Source organism: Microbacterium sp. NPDC055521 (assembly GCF_053619695.1).
The window spans coordinates 79,266-96,241 of the sequence record NZ_JBSHJX010000011.1; the positions used below are offsets into that span (position 1 = coordinate 79,266).

Genomic DNA, 16,976 nt, shown 5'->3' on the forward strand with positions numbered 1-16,976 from the left:
GAGAACACGTGACCGACATGGATTGGGACGAGCTGAGACAGGTCGCCACCGAGGCGATGCAGAAGGCCTACGCACCGTACTCGCGGTACAGAGTGGGGGCGGCCGCCCTCGTCGACGACGGACGCATCGTCGCCGGATGCAACGTCGAGAACGCGTCGTACGGCGTCGGCCTGTGCGCGGAGTGCGCTCTCGTCGGCGACCTGCACATGTCCGGCGGTGGTCGGCTGGTCGCCTTCGTGTGCGTGAACAACGACGGGCAGACGATCATGCCGTGCGGCCGCTGCCGTCAGCTGCTCTTCGAGCACTCCAGCCCGGAGATGCTGCTCGAGACGGTCTCGGGCATCCGCACCATCGACGAGGTGCTGCCCGACGCCTTCGGCCCGCGCGATCTGGAGGATGCCCGATGACCCTTCGACAGGCTCAGGACAGGCCGCAGGGACCCAGCGGCGGAGGCAGCGAACCGTTCGACGCGATCGATGTCATCCGCATCAAGCGCGACGGCGGCCCGGTGCCCGAGAATGCGCTGCGCTGGATGGTCGACGCATACACCCGCGGCTACGTCTCCGATGCGCAGATGGCCTCGTTCGCGATGGCGATCTTCCAACGCGGCATGCAGCGCGACGAGATCCGGGTGCTCACCGACGCGATGATCGCGTCGGGGGAGCGGATGAGCTTCGCCAGCCTCGGCAAGCGCACGGTCGACAAGCACTCGACCGGCGGCGTGGGCGACAAGATCACCCTGCCCCTGGCCCCGCTCGTGGCCGTGTTCGGCGTCGCGGTTCCCCAGCTCAGCGGCCGCGGCCTCGGCCACACCGGCGGCACGCTGGACAAGCTCGAATCCATCCCGGGGTGGCGGGCAGCGCTCAGCAACGACGAGATGTTCGCGCAGATGCAGAGCGATGTCGGAGCCGTGATCTGCGCCGCCGGCTCGGGTCTCGCGCCCGCCGACAAGAAGCTCTACGCCCTGCGCGACGTCACCGGCACGGTCGAGGCGATCCCGCTGATCGCGTCGAGCATCATGTCGAAGAAGATCGCCGAGGGCACCGACGCTCTCGTGCTGGACGTGAAGTTCGGCAACGGCGCGTTCATGCCGGACATCGATCGTGCGCGTGAGCTGGCCCGCACGATGGTCGAGCTCGGCACCGACTCGGGCGTGGCGACCACGGCGCTGCTGACCGACATGAACGTTCCGCTCGGACGCGCGATCGGCAACGCGAACGAGGTGCGCGAGTCGGTCGAGATCCTCGCCGGCGGCGGCCCTGCCGACGTGCGCGAGCTGACCCTCGCCCTCGCCCGCGAGATGCTCTCGCTCGCGGGGCAGCCGGATGCCGATGTCGCGGCCGCCCTCGACGACGGCCGTGCGATGGACAGCTGGAAGGCGATGATCCGCGCCCAGGACGGCGATCCGGATGCCCCGCTGCCGACCGCGCGCGAGACGCACGTCGTCACCGCCGACCGTGACGGCGTCGTGACCCGGATGGACGCGCTGCCGTTCGGCATCGCGGCGTGGCGCCTCGGCGCCGGCCGCGCGCGCGCCGAGGACCCGGTGATCTTCGCCGCCGGCATCGATCTCGCCGTCAAGCCCGGCGAGAAGGTCACCGCCGGGCAGCCGCTGTTCACGCTGTCGGCCGAGGACGAGGGGCGCTTCGCCCGCGCTCTCGACGCGCTGGACGGCGCCTACGAGATCGGCGACCAAGCGGCAGCCCCCGCCGCACAGCCCATCGTGCGCGAGCGCATCACCGCCTGAGAACCGGAGGACCACCATGAAGATCGACGAGCTGCGCGCTCTGCCCAAGATCTCGCTGCACGATCACCTCGACGGCGGCGTGCGCCCCGCGACGATCCTCGAGCTCGCCGATGCGAGCGGCATCGAGGCACCGGCGCAGGATCCGAAGGGGCTGAGCCGCTGGATCGCGCAGCAGAGCGATGCCGGTTCCCTGGTGGAGTATCTGAAGACGTTCGACCTGGTGACCGCGGTCATGCAGTCCGATCGGGCGCTCACGCGCATCGCCCGTGAGTTCGTCGCCGACCTGGCGGCGGACGGCGTCATCTACGGCGAGGTGCGCTGGGCGCCCGAGCAGCACCTCGCGGGCGGGCTCAGTCTCGACGATGCGGTGCGCGCCGTGCAGCGCGGCATCGAGGAGGGCGAGGACGAGGCGGATGCCGCCGGCCACAGCATCCGGGTCGGGCAGATCGTCTCCGCCATGCGTCAGGGATCGCGTGTGCGGGAGATCGCCGAACTCGCGGTGCGCCATCGCGAGAACGGCGTCGTCGGTTTCGACATCGCCGGGCCGGAGGACGGCTTCCCCGCGTCGGAGCACCGTGCCGCCTTCGACTACCTCGCCGCGGAGTTCCTGCCCGTCACAGTGCACGCCGGAGAGGCTGCGGGACCGGCATCCATCCGCTCCGCCCTGATCGACGGACGCGCGCTGCGCCTCGGGCACGGCGTGCGCATCGCCGAGGACCTGCAGATCATCGAACGCGAAGGCGACGAGGTGCAGGTGCAGTTCGGCGACCTGGCACGGTGGGTGCGCGATCGCGAGATCCCGCTCGAGCTCTCGCCGTCGTCGAACCTGCAGACGGGCGCGATCGCGCAGTGGGGCGAGGAGCTCGCCGATCACCCGTTCGACCTGCTCTACCAGCTCGGCTTCTCGGTCACCGTGAACGTCGACAACCGCACCATGAGCGGCACGTCGTTGACGCGCGAGCTCTCGCTGCTGGTCGACGCCTTCGGGTACGACCTCGACGACCTCGAGGCGTTCCAGTTCAACGCCGCGTCCGCTGCGTTCCTGCCGGTCGAAGAGCGCGAGGAGCTCGTCGAGATGATCGCCGAGGGCTTCGAGCGCTGAAGCCCCCGGCGAACCACCGTCACCCTCGGTGACGCGTCGGCACCCGGGTGCTCATGCGGCTTCGGGGTTCTGCGCCCAAAGGTCGGGGCCGAACACCTCGTAGTGGATGCGGTCGGCCGGCACACCGCGCCCGATAAGGGTGCGGCGCATGGCCTGCATGAACGGCAGCGGTCCGCACATGAACACCGAGGCGTGCTCGGGCAGCTCGACCTCGCTGAGGTCCATGAATCCCTCGCGCGCCGGGTGCAGGGTCGGCGCGCCGACGGCATCCTGCTCATACCAGTTCTGCGCCCGTGCATCCGGCATCGCCAGCACCTGGCGGCGCAGCGACGAGTACAGCGCATGCGTGTCGTGTGCGCGGTCGGCGTGGAACAGCCGCACGGTGCGCGCAGGCTGGCGGCGGGAGAGGTCCTCCATGATGGCGGCGACGGGCGTGATGCCGATGCCCGCCGAGACGAGCACGAGAGGGTGATCCTCGTCGTCGAGCACGACGTCGCCGGCGGGCTGCGAGACGTCGAGCACGGTGCCGGGCTGCGCGTGCTGCCACAGCCACGTCGAGACCTGCCCGTCGGGCGCTCCGCCCACTCCGCGCACCCGCTTGATCGTCACCCGAATGGAGTCGCCGCGCGGGCCGGACGAGATCGTGTACTGACGCGGCTGCCGGCTGCCGTCGGGCAGATCCACGGCGATCGCCACGTACTGCCCGGTGCGGTGCGAGGGGATGAGTCCGTCGACCGGTGCGAGCAGCAGCGAGAAGATGTCGTCCGACTCCTCGAAGCGCTCCACCACCCGGTAGTCGCGCCACGGGTTCTCGGGGTCGGTGCCCGATTCGGCGTACAGGCGCGCCTCCTCGGCGATCAGCGCGGTGGCGAACAGCCAGTACACCTCGTCCCACGCCGACCGCACCGCGGGGGTGACCGCGTCGCCGAGCACGGTGTCCACCGCGTCGAGCAGATGACGGCCGACGATGGTGTACTCGCCGGCCCGGATCCCCAGCGAGACGTGCTTGTGGGCGATCCGGCGCATCACCGGAGTGAAGTCGGGGGCGTGCGGATCGATCAGCTGCACGGCGAAGGCGACCACCGAGGCGGCGAGCGCCTTCGGCTGCTCGCCGATCGCCTGGTTGGCGCGGTTGAACACCCGCAGCAGTTCGGGGTGCGCGGCGAACATGGCGGGGTAGAACACCTTCGTGATCTGCTCGGCGTGCTCGGCGACGACGCCGGCCGTGGCCGCGACGACTGCTTCGGACTCGGGCGAGAGCTTCATGACGTTCCTTTCGTGGGGTCTGCGTCCCCTCGAGTCTGCGTGCGGGTGCTGCTGGAGGGATGCGGTTTTCACCGGTTCTATTCGGTGCGCCGCCGCCCGAGCCGGCGTAGCGTGAAGGGGTGCCACGCCGGGTCGACGACTACCGCGGTCTGACGCAGCCGAGTCGGCTGCGGCTGCTGCGCGCCGTGCAGAGCCATCCCGGCATGCGCGTGGCGGAACTCGCTGAGCGGTGCGGGATGCCGCTCAACACCGCCAGGGATCACCTGCGCGTGCTCGTGCAGGAGGGCCTGGTGCGCGAGGAGCGACTGCATGTGGGCAGCAGGGGCCGACCGCCGATCGCGTACCACCCGGTGCGCGAGGCGGATTCGAATCCCGCGGCGCGGCGTCGTGTCGACGGTGCCCGGCGGCGCGGTGCGCTGCTGCGCGCGGTGATACCTCCGACGCCCGCGGATGCCGACCTGAGGGGCGACACCGACGCGGAAACGCAGCTGGACGTGCTTTACGAGCACCTCGACGATGCCGGCCTCAGTCCCGTCCTCGACGAGTCGGCACTGCGCTTCGAGATGATGCCGTGTCGCTACCGGGGGATGATCGCCCAGGACCAGGCGACGGTCTGCGGCGCCCACGCCCGCCTGGTGCGCGACACGCTCGCCCAGGTCGACGGTCCGCTCGAGGTCGAGCGACTCGAGCCGTTCGTCACCGCCGACACCTGTGCCCTCCTGCTGCACCGCGGGCGAACCGCATCCGATCCGGTCAGCGCACCTCCGCCCCCAGGACCCGGACGAGGATGCGCCTCCGGCGCGTGAGGGGCATGATCCGAGATCAGCCGCCGGTGCCCTCGATGCCGGCAGCCCGCCTGGCGAACACGTCCCGGACCGCAGGGAGCAGCGGATGCGACGCCTCGAGCCCGGTCACCTCCGCTGCAAGGACCGCGGGGTCGTCGGTGCGCAGCCGACGCTGCAGCTGCACCGACTGCTCGTCTGCCGGGTCGTCGAACTCGAGCGCCGCGGCGACCGCCACGAGCAGCGCGTCGGTGCTGAGCCCGGCCTCGGCGGCCTCGGCGGCGGGGCCGATGAAGCGCTCTCGCCGGGACAGCTTGCGCAGCGGCTGCCGCCCCACCCGCCACACCGTGTCCGGCAGAGCCGGGTTCGCGAAGCGGCGCAGGATCGTCGCCCGATACTCGGCCAGGTCGCACGGGTCGAGACCGTGCTTGGCCGACAGCACCGCCGAGGTCTCCTCGAGCGCCGCCGCCACCTTCGCGGCGATGCCCGGGTCGGCCAGAGCGTCGGAGATGCGCTCTACACCCGCCTGCGCTCCCAGGTAGGCCGTCGCGGCATGACCGGTGTTCACCGTGAACAGCTTGCGCTCGATGTACGGCGCGAGGTCGTCGACGAAGTGCGCGCCCGGGATGTGCGGCAGGCTGCCGCCGAACGGGCCGCGCTCGATCGCCCACTCGTAGAACGGCTCGACGGTGACGTCCACGCCGCCGACGGCAGGCTGCCCAGGCACGATCCGGTCGACGGCGGTGTTGGCGAACACCGCACGCCCGGCGAGCACCTCCCACTCCGAGCCTGCCCGCTCGACGATCTCCTCGCGGAGCAGATCGGTGGCGCCGATGGCGTTCTCGCACGCCATCACCTGCAGCGGCGCTGCGGCGGGACTCCGCCGCCGCAGCGCCTCCAGGATCGGCGTCGCGACGAACTTCAGGATGCTCGGGCCGACCGCAGTGGTCACCACATCGGCGTCGGTGATCTCCGCCACCAGGCTCTCGGGATCGGCGGCGCTGTTTACAGCGCGGAAACCGGTCACGACAGTGTCGGCACCTCCCTCGCCCACTTCGTGCACCGTGTAGCTGTCGACGGCGTTGATCGCGTCGACGAGCGGTGCGGCGACGTCGGAGAACACCACGTTGTAGCCGCCCTGATGCAGCAGCAGCCCGACGAACCCGCGGCCGATGTTGCCGGCGCCGAAGTGGACGGCCTTCATGCCTCGTTCACCGCCGCGAGCAGCGCGTACAGCTCGTCAGGATCGGCTGCCGCGTTGAGCCGGGCCACGTCGTCCTCCTCCGAGAACAGGATCGCGATCTGGGACAGGATGTCGAGGTGCTCGCCGTCCTTCCCGGCGATGCCGATCACGAAGGTGGCGCGTTCGCCGTCCCAGTCGACGCCCCCGTCGTAGCGCACGACGCTGAGCGCCGAGCCGAGCACGGCATCCTTCGCGTCGTTGGTGCCGTGCGGGATCGCCAGGCCGTTGCCCATGAACGTCGACACCGCCTTCTCACGCTCGTGCATCGCCTGCAGATAATCGGCGGTGACGGCGCCCGCGGCGATGAGCACGTCGGCCGCCTCCTTCAGGGCCTCGTCGCGTGTGGCGCCTCCGGGATGGATGCGCACGCGGTCGGGTGTGAGAACGCTCATTCTTCCTCCTGATTGCGGACCATCTCGACGACCTCGTCGTACTTCGGCGAGTTCATGAAGTTGTCGACCGAGACGTGGATCGAATCCGGCGACTTCGCTCGTGCGCGGTCCGTCAGCTGCTGCTGGGTGATGATCAGGTCGGCGGCGCCGTCGAGATTCGCGATCGCCGCATTGGTGACGGTGATGCCCTCGAGACCCGCCTTCTTGATCTTGTTGCGCAGCACGCTTGCGCCCATCGCCGACGAGCCCATGCCGGCGTCGCAGGCGAACACGATCGACTGGACCGGCTTCGTGCTGACGATGCCGCCGTCGGCGAGTCCGGCCGTCTCTGCCTGGGTCTCGTGCTTGTCGACCATCTCGTCGGCCTGGGCGACGGTCGCGCTGTCGCTGCTGACGCGCAGAGTGTCCATGGCGGCCGACTTCTTGCCCTTGTTGGCCTCGGTCTGCGCGATCGCCGCGCCGAAGGCGTCCGCCTCGGCGAGCAGGTCACGCTTGCGGGAGGCCCGCAGGATCACCCCGGTGATCAGGAACGTCACGGTCGCGGCGATGATCACCGACAGGTAGACGACCATCAGGTTGCCGACGCCCGAGCCGATGGCGGCAGCGGTCACGGCGATGATGCTGCCGGGTGCGGCGGGGAAGCCCAGTCCTCCGCCGAGGATCATATTGGTCGTGACACCCGCGGCGCCGCCGGCGATCAGGGCGAGGATCGTCATCGGCTTGCTCAGTGCGTACGGGAAGTAGATCTCGTGGATGCCGCCGAAGAACTGGATGATGATCGCTCCGGGGGCCGATGCCTTCGCCGCGCCGATGCCGAAGAAGGTGAAGCCCAGCAGCAGCCCGAGTCCCGGGCCGGGGTTGGCCTCGATGAGGAACAGGATCGACTTGCCCACCTCGCTGGCCTGCTCGATGCCCAGCGGTGTGAACACGCCGTGGTTGATGGCGTTGTTCAGGAACAGCACCTTCGCCGGCTCGACGATGATCGACACGACCGGCAGCAGCTGCATCGACACCAGCCAGCCGACGGCGCCGCCCAGCACCGCGCTGATGCCGAGCATGATCGGACCGAAGGCGAAGAATCCGACGATCGCGAGGATCATGCCGAGGATGCCGGCTGAGAAGTTGTTCACCAGCATCTCGAAACCGGGCTTGATCTTGCCGTCCCACAGCTTGTCCATCTGCTTGGTGACCCAGCCGGCGATCGGGCCCATGATCATCGCGCCGAGGAACATCGGGATGTCGGTGCCGACGATGACGCCCATGGTGGCGATCGTGGCGACGACGCCGCCGCGCTCGCCGTAGACGATGCGACCGCCGGTGTTGGCGATCAGCAGCGGCAGCAGGTAGGTGATCATCGGGCCGACGAGACCGACGTATGCGGCGAAGTTGCCGGCATCGCCCTCGCTGAGAGCCGTCATGGCACCGCGCCAACCGATGGCATCGGCGTCACCGCCGCCGCCGATGATCTCGGCGACGGGGAACCAGTGCCAGCCGAACGGGCTGTCGGCGCCGAAGAATCCGGCGGGGATGAAGAGCATCGTGATGAAGCCCCAGGCGATGAACGCCGCGATGTTCGGCATGATCATGCCGGACAGGAATGTGCCGAAGCGCTGCACGGCGACGCGTGCTCCTCCGGTCCTGGTCGGTGACGTCGTCGTCATGATGTCCTCTTTCTGTTCTGATGCGGTGAGCGCACGCTGTGTCGTGATGCGGGTGAATCGGGTAGGGGCCGCGTGTCAGGTCCGGGCGGTCGCGGCGCGCGCGGCTTCGCGAGCCCCGGCGGCATCGTCCGCGGTGAGCGCGGCCGCGGCGATGCGTCTGGCATCGGCGAGTCCGTGCTGCGCGAGGGATCGGCGCACATCGGCGAGCGCCGCGGGTGCCATCGACAGGCTCGACGCGCCGAGGCCGACGAGCACGACGGCCAGCAGCGGGTCGGCCGCAGCCTCGCCGCAGATGCCGACCGGCTTGCCCGTGCGCGCGCCGGCGTCGCCGACCTCGCGCACGAGACGCAGCACCGCCGGATGCCAGGGATCCTGGAATGAGGCCACCGAGCCGAGCAGGCGGTCGGCGGCCATCGTGTACTGGGTGAGGTCGTTCGTGCCGATCGAGGCGAAGTCGGCGTGTGCGAGCACGCGGTCGGCGAGCAGCGCGCTGGCGGGCACCTCGACCATGACCCCCGCCGTCTTCAGACCGAACTCCCGCGCCAGTGCGGTGAAGTACCGGGTCTCCTCGACGGTGGTCACCATCGGCGCCATCACCCACAGGTCTGCCGCGGTCGCGGCATCCGCCTCGGCGAGCGCGGTGAGCTGCTCGCGCAGGATGTCCTCGCTCGCGCGCAGCGCACGCAGGCCGCGAAGGCCCAGAGCGGGGTTCTCCTCGTGCGCGTCGTTCAGGAACGCGAGTGGCTTGTCGGCGCCCGCATCCAGCATCCGCACGACCACCTTCTTCCCCTCGAACGCCTGCAGCAGCTCGATGTACGCGGCACGCTGCTGTTCGATGGTGGGCGCCTGCGAGGCAGACAGGAACAGGAACTCGGTGCGGAACAGTCCCACGCCCTCGGCGCCGCGTGCCACGGCGTCGGCCGCGTCGGCGGGCCGGCCGAGGTTGGCGAGCAGGCTGATCCGGGTTCCGTCGGCCAGCATGCCCGGCGACACAGGGGCGGCGTCCTCCGCGGCGCGCGCGGCCAGGCGCTCTTCGACGGCGGCGAGCTCAGCCGCCCCCGGCGCGTCGTCGATCGTGCCGGCGGCGGCGTCGACGATCACCGTCTGCCCGTCGCCGAGCGCGGTGGCGCCGCCCGCACCGACGACCGCGACGATGCCCTTCTCGCGGGCGAGGATCGCGGTGTGCGAGGTGGGGCCGCCGTCACTGGTCACGAGGGCGAGCACTCGGTCGAGCTCGAGCAGCGCGGTGTCGGCGGGCGCGAGGTCTCGGGCGACGAGCACGAACGGATGCCCGGGATCGGGCACACCGGGAGCCGCGACGCCTCGCAGACGGGCGAGCACACGCTGCGCGATGTCGTCGAGATCGGCGGCCCGTTCGCCGAGATAGCCGCCGACCGCCTCGAGGGTCGCGCGGAACCCGGCGAATGCGTCGTGCACCGCCCACTCGGCGGTGCTGCCCTCGTCGAGGCGGGCGTCGACCTCCTCCTCGAGGCTCGGGTCCTCAGCGATCATCGCCTGGGCCTCGAGCACATCCCGGGCTGCTCCGCCCGCGGCATCCGCCCGCTGCTGCAGTTCGGCCGCGACGTGGGCCACGGCCTCGCGGGCGCGGACGCGCTCTTCGTCGATCCCCCGCGCGCTGCTCTGCTTCTCGGGCGCCGGCAGCGCCTCGGCCATGCGCACGACGGGACCGGCCGCGATGCCCTGTCCGATGCCCACTCCGCGCAGCAGGCTCATGACGCCTCATCGTGATCGGTGGTGAGCAGCTCGGTGAGGTGGTCGAGAACCGCCTCGGCGTTCTCGCCCTCGGCGGTGAGCACCACGTGGTCGCCGAAGTCGATGCCGAGCGCGATGACCGAGAGGATGCTCGCGGCGTTGACGGCCTTTCCGGAGTCCTTCGCGACGGTCACCGGGATGCCCGCCTCTTTGGCTGCCTGAGCGAACAGCTTGGCGGGGCGGGCGTGCAGGCCGTGGGAGGAGCCGATGCGGACGGTGCGCGAGGAGACGGTCATGGGTGTTCCTTCCGGTCGTGCGGCGCGATCATGGCGTCGCGGACGAGACGCAGCGTGCGGCTGCCGTCGAAGTCGGTGAATGCGTCGGGTGGCAGGGCGATGACACGGCAGCGGCCGGCGAGAGCGGTGCGGATGCGATCCGCGTGCTCGGCGAGGTGCGGGCCGACCAGTACCAGGTCGACTCCCGCAGCCGTGAGCGCCGTGCGCTCGGTGCCGGCCTCAGCCGACCAGGGGAGGCCCGCGCCGTCGGCGGCACGGGCGAGCCGCTGGGCGACGAACGTGCTCGACGCTCCGGCGCCGCACACCACGAGAATCCGCATCGATCCCCCTTTCCTCGTTCAGTGTGGCTCGCCCGCGCGCGGCCTCTCCAGCAGGCTTCCTTCCGCCCCGGCGGAACATCGGCTTCCGCGCCCGTCGTGCGAGGGGCTGGCATCATGGAGCGCACGGGGTGATCGACGAGGAAGGCGGAGCGATGTCGCGTCAGCGTCAGAATCAGCTCCTCGGCATCCTCCTGAGACAGGACGGGTGGGCGACGGCGGCCAGCCTCGCCGACCAGCTCGGGGTCACGCCCCGCAGCATCCGCTCCTACGTCGCGGCGTTGAACGCTCGCTCCGCCGACGCCGTGGAATCAGGGCCGGCCGGGTACCGCGCCGCTACCCGAGCGATCGACCTGGTCGGCGAGGCCGATCCCGGCACGCCGCGTGCGCGACTGCATCGTCTGATCCGCACCCTGATCGACGAGGTCGACGGCGTCGACGTCTATGACACCGCCCTCGCGCTGCACATCAGCGAGACCACTCTCGAGAGCGACCTCGGCCGCGTGCGTGCCCTGCTCGAGGGCGGCGGCGTGCGCCTGGAGCGCGACCGTGACCGGGTGCGGCTGCGTGGCGATGAGCAGGCGCTGCGCCGGCTGCTGAGCAGGCTCGCGCAGGATGAGATGGATGCAGGCCCGCTGCGACCGGATGCGCTGCAGCGAGCGCTCGAACCGGAGGCGGTACCGGCGCGGGCGGTCGGGCCGTTCAAGACCGCGCTCGTGCGCGAGCTGGGCGCACTCGGGTACTACGTGAACGAGCTGGCGATCAGCGACGTGCTGCTGCACATCACCATCGCCGCCGAGCGGGTGGCGGGCGGGCGTGCGCTGACCTCGCGCGTCGAGCCGATCGACGAAGCCGTCGCGATGGTCGGCGGTGCGATCGCGCGCCTCGCCGAGAGCCATTTCGGCGTGGCGCTGGGCCACGGCGATCGAGAGCACCTCGCCGATCTCGTACTCACCCGGGTCGTCACCCCCGGAGAGCACGCGCAGCCGCGCGCGCGCCGCGCCGCCGATGCCGAGGTGGAGCGGGCGGTGCGCGCCGAGATAGCGCAGGCCGCGCACGACTACCAGGTGGATCTCGTCGACGACGCCTTCATCGTGCGCCTCAGCCTGCACGTGCAGAACCTGCTGCACCGCTCGCAGGAGCAGGCGTGGACCCGCAATCCGCTCACCCGGTCGCTGAAGTCGTCGTATCCGATGATCTTCGAGGTCGCGGTGTCGATAGCCAGCGGACTGCACGAGCGGCTCGGGGTTCCGCTGCAGGAGGATGAGATCGCGTACATCGCGATGCACGTCGGAGGGCGCCTGGAGCGCAGCAGGGCGGCGGATGCCATCCTCACCGCCACGATCATCTGCCCGGGCTACCAGGAGCTGCAGGAGCTGCTCCGGTCGAGCGTCGACCGCTCGCTCGGCCGACTCATCGAGGTCACCAGAGTCGAGACCAGCGTCGACCCGGAGTGGGCCGCACTCGACACAGACCTCGTGCTGAGCACGGTGCCGGTCTCGGGCTCGGATGAGCGCATCGTGCGCATCCAGCCGTTCCTCGGCGAGGCCGACATCGAGCGGGTCCAGCAGGCGGCCGCGCGCATCCGGCGCACCCGCCGACTCGGCCGGCTACGTGACGAGCTGCGCCGGTACTTCTCTCCGGAGGCGTTCCTCGTGCCGCTGCCCGACGCGGGAGAGGAGCGGATCATCCGCCATCTGGGCGGACTGCTCACCGCGTCCGGGCTCATCGGCGAGGACTACGTCGAGAACACGATCGTGCGCGAACGCATGTCGTCGACCGCGTTCACCGACGCGCTGGCGGTTCCGCACGCCCTGCAGATGACCGCTAGCCGCACGGCGATCGCGATCGGCATCGCCGACGGGTCGGTGGCGTGGGGCGGCGGGCGTGTGCAGGTCGTGGCGCTCGCCGCGTTCAGCGAGAGTGACCGCGATGCCTTCCAGACGGTGTTCGAGCAGCTCGTGGAGGTGTTCAGCGAACGCGACAGCGTTCAGCGGATCGTGCGGCGGGCGGCGGATTTCGATGCGTTCCTCGACGAGCTGGTCGCGGTCATCGACGGCTGAGCGGGGCGAGCACCTCGGCGATCGCGTCCAGCAGTGCCGCGGCACCCGGAGCGTCGGCTACCTCGACGGTCACCGAGTGCCCCGACTCGATCGCGAGATCCATGAGCGCCAGCACACTGGAGAGGTCGGCGCTGTCGCCGGCATCCGTCGTCACCCGCACAGGCGACCCGTGCGCCTGTGCCAGCCGCACCAGCTCGGCGACCGGCCGGGCGTGCACGCCGTTGTGCACGTGGACCGTCATGCGTCGTCGCAGCAGGGTCACTGCCGCTCCGCGAGCATGTCCCGCACGGCGGCGTCGAGCTCGGTCACCGCCCGGGCAGCTGCGGCGGGGGAGTCGCCGCGGGCGTCGATGTACACCTTCAGCTTCGGCTCGGTGCCGCTCGGACGCACGATCACGCGTGAGCCGTCGTCGAGGCGGTAGCGCAGCACGTCTCCGGCCGGCACACCCGTGTCGCCGGCGGCGAGATCCTCCACCGATGCGATCGTGCGGGTGCCGAACGCCGCGGGCGCCTGGGCACGCAGCGACGCCATCGTCGCGCCGATCAGCGCCAGATCGTCGACGCGCACCGACACCTGGCCGCTCGCGAAGTGGCCGATCTCCGCGCCGAGCTCGTCGAGCAGACCGGCGATGCCGGTCTCGCGCACCCGCGCCTCGGCGGCGAGTCCGAGCAGCGCGACGGCGGCGGAGATGCCGTCCTTGTCGCGCACGGTGTCGGGGTTCACCAGGTAGCCCAGCGCCTCTTCGAAGCCGAACACCATGCCGGGCGCACGAGAGATCCATTTGAAGCCGGTGAGCGTCTCGTGGAAGTCGAGCCCGTAGCGTTCGGCGACCGCGCCCAGTCCCGGGGACGAGACCAGCGAGCAGGCGAGCGACGCCCCGGGTGTGCCCTGCGCGGCTCGTGCCGCGCGCCAGCCGAGCAGCAGCCCGACCTCGTTCCCGGTCAGGCGGCGCCAGCCGCCGTCGGCTGCGGCATCCGGGATGGCGACGGCGAGGCGATCGGCGTCAGGATCGTTCGCGATGATGAACTCGGCATCGGCCTCCCGCGCTCGGGCGACCGCGAGATCCATCGCGCCCGGCTCCTCGGGGTTGGGGAACGAGACGGTGGGGAACGTCGGGTCGGCGTCGCGCTGCGCGTCGACGATCCGCGGTGCCGGGTAGCCGGCCGCCTTGACGACGCGCGAGAAGGTCTCCCAGCCCACGCCGTGCATGGCGGTGTACACCCAGCGCATCTCCTGCACGCCGAAGGGCGCCGGGGCCACCGCCGCGGTCGCCGCGATGTACGCGTCGACGACGTCTTCACCGGCGATCTGGTAGGAATCCGAGCGCGGCAGCAGTCCCACATCGCCCGCGTCGGCGACGCGCTGGATGTGCGCGGCGATCTGCGCATCCGCCGGAGCGACGATCTGCGAACCGCCGTCGTCGCCGCCGAGATACACCTTGTAGCCGTTGTCGTTCGGCGGGTTGTGGCTGGCCGTGACCATGATCCCCGCATCCGCCTGCAGATGACGCACGGCGAACGCGAGCACCGGTGTCGGCAGCAGCCGCGGCAGCAGAATCGCGCGCAGGCCCGCACCGGCGAGGATCTCGGCGGAGTCCAGCGCGAAGCGCCGGGAGTTGCGCCGGCCGTCGTAGCCGATGACCACCGTCGGGCGGGTCGTGGCGCGCTGCAGCAGGTAGCCCGCGAAGCCGGCGGCCGCCTGGGTCACCAGCACCCGGTTCATGCGGTTGCTGCCCGCACCCAGCTCGCCGCGCAGGCCCGCGGTGCCGAAGGCCAGGCGTCGGCCGAAGCGGTCCTCGAGGTCGGCGAGAGCCGCGGCGTCACCGCCGGCGGCGCGGGTGATGATTCCCGCGAGCTCGTCACGGGTCTCGGCATCCGGATCCTGTCGCAGCCAGGCGCGCGCCTGGGACAGCCGCTCGCTCACAGCGCCTCGATCACTCGGGCCAGCAGCGCCGAGATCACCGGCTCGGCCTCACGACCGGCCTCGATGACCTCCTCGTGGCTGAGCGGGGTCTTCTGGATGCCGGCGGCGAGGTTCGTGACGAGGGAGAGGCCGAGGATCTCCATTCCCGCCTCCCGGGCCGCGATCGCCTCGAGGGCGGTGGACATGCCGACGATGTGACCGCCGATCGCCTTCGCCATCTGCACCTCTGCGGGCGTCTCGTAGTGCGGGCCGCGGAACTGGGTGTACACGCCCTCGTCGAGAGTGGGGTCGACGGTACGGGCGATGTCGCGCAGACGCTTCGAGTACAGGTCGGTGAGGTCGACGAAGGTGGCGCCCTCGAGCGGGGAGTCGGCGGTGAGGTTGATGTGATCGCTGATGAGCACCGGCTGGCCGGGCTGCCACGTCTCGCGGATGCCGCCGGCGCCGTTGGTGAGCACCATGATCGCAGCGCCCGTGGCGGCCGCGGTGCGCACCGAGTGCACGACCCGGCGCACGCCGTGGTCTTCGTAGTAGTGGGTCCGGGCGCCGATCACCAGCACGTTCCTGCCGCCGGGGGTGCGGATGCTGCGCAGCGTGCCCACATGCCCTTCCAGTGCTGGCTTCGAGAAGCCGGTCACCTCGGTGGCCGGCACGGTGGCGACGGTCTCGCCGATCAGCTCGGCGGCCTTGCCCCAGCCCGAGCCGAGGGTCAGGGCGATGTCGTGGTGGTCGACCCCTGTCAGGCGAGCGATGTCGGCGGCCGCGGCGGCGGCGACGGCGAACGGATCGGCCGTCGGGTCGTCCAGAGGGTTCACGGAGTTGTCACGCATGCCTCCACTCTAGGAAGGTGGCGGGGCCGCGGCCAGGATTGCGGAAGAATGGAGTTCATGTCTCAGACTTCCTTCGCGAACAGGCAGAGCGTCGCCGTCCTCGGCGGCGGTCCCGGTGGGTACGAGGCGGCGATCGCCGCCGCGCAGCTGGGGGCGGATGTCACGCTCGTCGAACGTGTGGGCGTGGGCGGGTCGGCCGTGCTCACCGACGTGGTGCCGTCGAAGAGCCTCATCGCCACCGCCGACGCGGCGGTCGCCATCGCCGGGGCGACCGACCTCGGCGTGCAGTTCTATGCGCGCGGCGCGGACGACCGGCCGCTCAAGCCCGAGATCGCCATCAACCTCGCCGCCGTCAACAAGCGGCTGCTCGCCCTCGCAGGTCAGCAGTCCGAGGACATGCGAACGACCCTGCTCGAGGCCGGTGTGCGCATCCTCTCCGGACACGGCCGACTCGAGGGGCCGAACGCCATCGTGGTCTCCACGGGCCCCGGGGGCACCGACTTCGATCGCATCGAGGCGGACACCATCATCGTCTCGGTCGGCGCCTCGCCGCGCGAGCTGCCGTCGGCGAAGCCCGACGGCGAGCGCATCCTCACCTGGACCCAGCTGTACGACATGAAGGCGCTGCCCGAGCACCTGATCGTCGTGGGCTCGGGCGTGACCGGTGCGGAGTTCGCGTCGGCGTACATGAACCTCGGGGCGAAGGTCACGCTGATCTCGAGTCGCGACCAGGTGCTGCCCGGTGAGGACGAGGACGCCGCCAAGGTGCTCGAGAAGGTGTTCACGCGCGGCGGCATGCAGGTGCTCTCCAAGTCCCGCGCCGACAGCGTGAAGCGCACGGACGACGGCGTGCTGGTCACCCTCTCCGACGGGCGCACGGTCGAGGGCAGTCACTGCCTGATGGCGGTCGGGTCGATCCCGAACACGGCCGGCATCGGCCTGGAGGAGGCGGGCATCGAGCTCACCGAGTCCGGTCACGTGCGCGTCAACCGCGTGGCGCGCACATCGGTGCCCAACGTCTACGCCGTCGGCGACTGCACGAACTTCTTCCCGCTGGCATCCGTCGCCTCGATGCAGGGGCGCACCGCCGTGTTCCACGCGTTCGGCGACATCGTGATCCCCCTCGAGGTGCGCAAGATCACCGCCAACATCTTCACCGCACCCGAGATCGCGACGGTCGGCCTCTCCGAGCAGGACATCGCGAACGGCCAGGGCGACGGCATCGCGCACAAGCTGCCGCTGGCGGCCAACCCCCGCGCGAAGATGCTGGGCATCAAGGACGGCTTCGTGAAGATCATCGCACTGCGGGGCTCGGGAACGGTGGTCGGCGGCGTGATCGTCGCGCCGCGGGCATCCGAGCTGATCTACCCGATCGCGATCGCGGTCGAGCGGCGCCTCACCGTCGACCAGGTCGCGCGGGTGTTCGCCGCGTACCCGTCGCTCACCACCAGCATCACCGACGCGACCCGTGCGATGCACGCGGTCGGCGTCGTCTGACACTGCACGCCGCAGACGCGGAAGGCGCGCCCCGCGATCGGGGGGGGCCGGCCGCGGGGCGGGGGGGGGGCGCAGGTGGGGAGCGGCGGGGGGCCCGGGGGCCCCCGCCCCCCCGGGGGGGGGGGGCGCCAGACGCCGGCCCCC

General features: G+C 71.0%; 16 protein-coding genes. 6 read left to right on the forward strand and 10 right to left on the reverse strand.

Annotated features, from left to right (window positions below; all coding sequences use genetic code 11):
• Window positions 1-8 precede the first annotated feature (8 nt).
• Genes ACWGSM_RS11340 through ACWGSM_RS11350 form a run of 3 tightly spaced genes read left to right on the forward strand, consistent with a single transcriptional unit; the run spans window position 9 to window position 2,849 of the window.
• The gene (locus ACWGSM_RS11340; RefSeq protein WP_452323023.1) at window positions 9-407 is read left to right on the forward strand and encodes a cytidine deaminase; all 399 of its coding nucleotides are present in this window, start codon (window positions 9-11) and stop codon (window positions 405-407) included.
• The gene (locus tag ACWGSM_RS11345) at window positions 404-1,747 is read left to right on the forward strand and encodes a thymidine phosphorylase (RefSeq protein WP_452323024.1); all 1,344 of its coding nucleotides are present in this window, start codon (window positions 404-406) and stop codon (window positions 1,745-1,747) included. The genes ACWGSM_RS11340 and ACWGSM_RS11345 overlap by 4 nt, the downstream gene beginning before the upstream one ends.
• A 16-nt stretch (window positions 1,748-1,763) precedes the next feature.
• Window positions 1,764-2,849 carry an adenosine deaminase gene (locus ACWGSM_RS11350; protein WP_452323025.1) on the forward strand — a complete coding sequence of 362 codons (1,086 nt, stop codon included), beginning with the start codon at window positions 1,764-1,766 and terminating at the stop codon, window positions 2,847-2,849.
• Window positions 2,850-2,900: 51 nt separating this feature from the next.
• Here ACWGSM_RS11350 and ACWGSM_RS11355 read toward each other — a convergent pair whose 3' ends face one another.
• The gene (locus ACWGSM_RS11355) at window positions 2,901-4,115 is read right to left on the reverse strand and encodes a globin domain-containing protein (RefSeq protein WP_452323026.1); all 1,215 of its coding nucleotides are present in this window, start codon (window positions 4,113-4,115) and stop codon (window positions 2,901-2,903) included.
• A gap of 119 nt (window positions 4,116-4,234) precedes the next feature.
• On the opposite strand from ACWGSM_RS11355, the gene ACWGSM_RS11360 reads away from it, so the two are divergent.
• The gene (locus tag ACWGSM_RS11360; protein WP_452323027.1) at window positions 4,235-4,921 is read left to right on the forward strand and encodes a helix-turn-helix domain-containing protein; all 687 of its coding nucleotides are present in this window, start codon (window positions 4,235-4,237) and stop codon (window positions 4,919-4,921) included.
• A 16-nt stretch (window positions 4,922-4,937) separates the two neighbouring features.
• Here the strand turns inward: ACWGSM_RS11360 and ACWGSM_RS11365 are convergent, their stop codons facing one another.
• From ACWGSM_RS11365 to ACWGSM_RS11390, 6 genes are all read right to left on the reverse strand, one after another.
• Window positions 4,938-6,101 carry a mannitol-1-phosphate 5-dehydrogenase gene (locus ACWGSM_RS11365; protein WP_452323028.1) on the reverse strand — a complete coding sequence of 388 codons (1,164 nt, stop codon included), beginning with the start codon at window positions 6,099-6,101 and terminating at the stop codon, window positions 4,938-4,940.
• Window positions 6,098-6,532 carry a PTS sugar transporter subunit IIA gene (locus ACWGSM_RS11370; RefSeq protein WP_452323029.1) on the reverse strand — a complete coding sequence of 145 codons (435 nt, stop codon included), beginning with the start codon at window positions 6,530-6,532 and terminating at the stop codon, window positions 6,098-6,100. Before ACWGSM_RS11370 ends, ACWGSM_RS11365 begins: the two co-directional genes overlap by 4 nt.
• Window positions 6,529-8,193: a PTS mannitol transporter subunit IICB gene (locus ACWGSM_RS11375; protein ID WP_452323030.1), complete on the reverse strand. Its 1,665-nt coding sequence runs from the start codon at window positions 8,191-8,193 to the stop codon at window positions 6,529-6,531. The genes ACWGSM_RS11370 and ACWGSM_RS11375 overlap by 4 nt, the downstream gene beginning before the upstream one ends.
• Window positions 8,194-8,268: 75 nt before the next feature.
• Window positions 8,269-9,927: a phosphoenolpyruvate--protein phosphotransferase gene (gene ptsP / locus ACWGSM_RS11380; RefSeq protein WP_452323031.1), complete on the reverse strand. Its 1,659-nt coding sequence runs from the start codon at window positions 9,925-9,927 to the stop codon at window positions 8,269-8,271.
• The gene (locus ACWGSM_RS11385; protein WP_452323032.1) at window positions 9,924-10,202 is read right to left on the reverse strand and encodes an HPr family phosphocarrier protein; all 279 of its coding nucleotides are present in this window, start codon (window positions 10,200-10,202) and stop codon (window positions 9,924-9,926) included. The genes ptsP and ACWGSM_RS11385 overlap by 4 nt, the downstream gene beginning before the upstream one ends.
• Window positions 10,199-10,522: a PTS sugar transporter subunit IIB gene (locus tag ACWGSM_RS11390; protein WP_452323033.1), complete on the reverse strand. Its 324-nt coding sequence runs from the start codon at window positions 10,520-10,522 to the stop codon at window positions 10,199-10,201. Before ACWGSM_RS11390 ends, ACWGSM_RS11385 begins: the two co-directional genes overlap by 4 nt.
• Window positions 10,523-10,674: 152 nt before the next feature.
• On the opposite strand from ACWGSM_RS11390, the gene ACWGSM_RS11395 reads away from it, so the two are divergent.
• On the forward strand, window positions 10,675-12,582 hold the full coding sequence (locus tag ACWGSM_RS11395) for a BglG family transcription antiterminator (protein WP_452323039.1): 1,908 nt from the start codon (window positions 10,675-10,677) through the stop codon (window positions 12,580-12,582).
• Here ACWGSM_RS11395 and ACWGSM_RS11400 read toward each other — a convergent pair.
• Genes ACWGSM_RS11400 through ACWGSM_RS11410 form a run of 3 tightly spaced genes read right to left on the reverse strand, consistent with a single transcriptional unit; the run spans window position 12,569 to window position 15,335 of the window.
• The gene (locus ACWGSM_RS11400) at window positions 12,569-12,844 is read right to left on the reverse strand and encodes an HPr family phosphocarrier protein (RefSeq protein WP_452323034.1); all 276 of its coding nucleotides are present in this window, start codon (window positions 12,842-12,844) and stop codon (window positions 12,569-12,571) included. The two genes, ACWGSM_RS11395 and ACWGSM_RS11400, sit on opposite strands and share 14 nt — an antisense overlap.
• The gene (locus ACWGSM_RS11405) at window positions 12,841-14,505 is read right to left on the reverse strand and encodes a phospho-sugar mutase (RefSeq protein ID WP_452323035.1); all 1,665 of its coding nucleotides are present in this window, start codon (window positions 14,503-14,505) and stop codon (window positions 12,841-12,843) included. The genes ACWGSM_RS11400 and ACWGSM_RS11405 overlap by 4 nt, the downstream gene beginning before the upstream one ends.
• Window positions 14,502-15,335 carry a purine-nucleoside phosphorylase gene (locus ACWGSM_RS11410; protein ID WP_452323036.1) on the reverse strand — a complete coding sequence of 278 codons (834 nt, stop codon included), beginning with the start codon at window positions 15,333-15,335 and terminating at the stop codon, window positions 14,502-14,504. Before ACWGSM_RS11410 ends, ACWGSM_RS11405 begins: the two co-directional genes overlap by 4 nt.
• Before the next feature lie 48 nt (window positions 15,336-15,383).
• On the opposite strand from ACWGSM_RS11410, the gene ACWGSM_RS11415 reads away from it, so the two are divergent.
• A complete protein-coding gene (locus ACWGSM_RS11415) occupies window positions 15,384-16,832 on the forward strand; it encodes an NAD(P)H-quinone dehydrogenase (RefSeq protein WP_452323037.1) in 1,449 nt (482 codons plus the stop codon).
• Window positions 16,833-16,976: the final 144 nt, after the last annotated feature.

Excerpts from the sequence above, each read along its gene's own strand:
- ACWGSM_RS11345 (WP_452323024.1), top strand. The coding sequence starts at position 404 with ATGACCCTTCGACAGGCTCAGGACAGGCCGCAGGGACCCAGCGGCGGA.
- ACWGSM_RS11350 (WP_452323025.1), top strand. The coding sequence starts at position 1,764 with ATGAAGATCGACGAGCTGCGCGCTCTGCCCAAGATCTCGCTGCACGAT.
- ACWGSM_RS11355 (WP_452323026.1), bottom strand. The coding sequence starts at position 4,115 with ATGAAGCTCTCGCCCGAGTCCGAAGCAGTCGTCGCGGCCACGGCCGGC.
- ACWGSM_RS11365 (WP_452323028.1), bottom strand. The coding sequence starts at position 6,101 with ATGAAGGCCGTCCACTTCGGCGCCGGCAACATCGGCCGCGGGTTCGTC.
- ACWGSM_RS11370 (WP_452323029.1), bottom strand. The coding sequence starts at position 6,532 with ATGAGCGTTCTCACACCCGACCGCGTGCGCATCCATCCCGGAGGCGCC.
- ACWGSM_RS11375 (WP_452323030.1), bottom strand. The coding sequence starts at position 8,193 with ATGACGACGACGTCACCGACCAGGACCGGAGGAGCACGCGTCGCCGTG.
- ptsP (WP_452323031.1), bottom strand. The coding sequence starts at position 9,927 with ATGAGCCTGCTGCGCGGAGTGGGCATCGGACAGGGCATCGCGGCCGGT.
- ACWGSM_RS11385 (WP_452323032.1), bottom strand. The coding sequence starts at position 10,202 with ATGACCGTCTCCTCGCGCACCGTCCGCATCGGCTCCTCCCACGGCCTG.
- ACWGSM_RS11390 (WP_452323033.1), bottom strand. The coding sequence starts at position 10,522 with ATGCGGATTCTCGTGGTGTGCGGCGCCGGAGCGTCGAGCACGTTCGTC.
- ACWGSM_RS11395 (WP_452323039.1), top strand. The coding sequence starts at position 10,675 with ATGTCGCGTCAGCGTCAGAATCAGCTCCTCGGCATCCTCCTGAGACAG.
- ACWGSM_RS11410 (WP_452323036.1), bottom strand. The coding sequence starts at position 15,335 with ATGCGTGACAACTCCGTGAACCCTCTGGACGACCCGACGGCCGATCCG.
- ACWGSM_RS11415 (WP_452323037.1), top strand. The coding sequence starts at position 15,384 with ATGGAGTTCATGTCTCAGACTTCCTTCGCGAACAGGCAGAGCGTCGCC.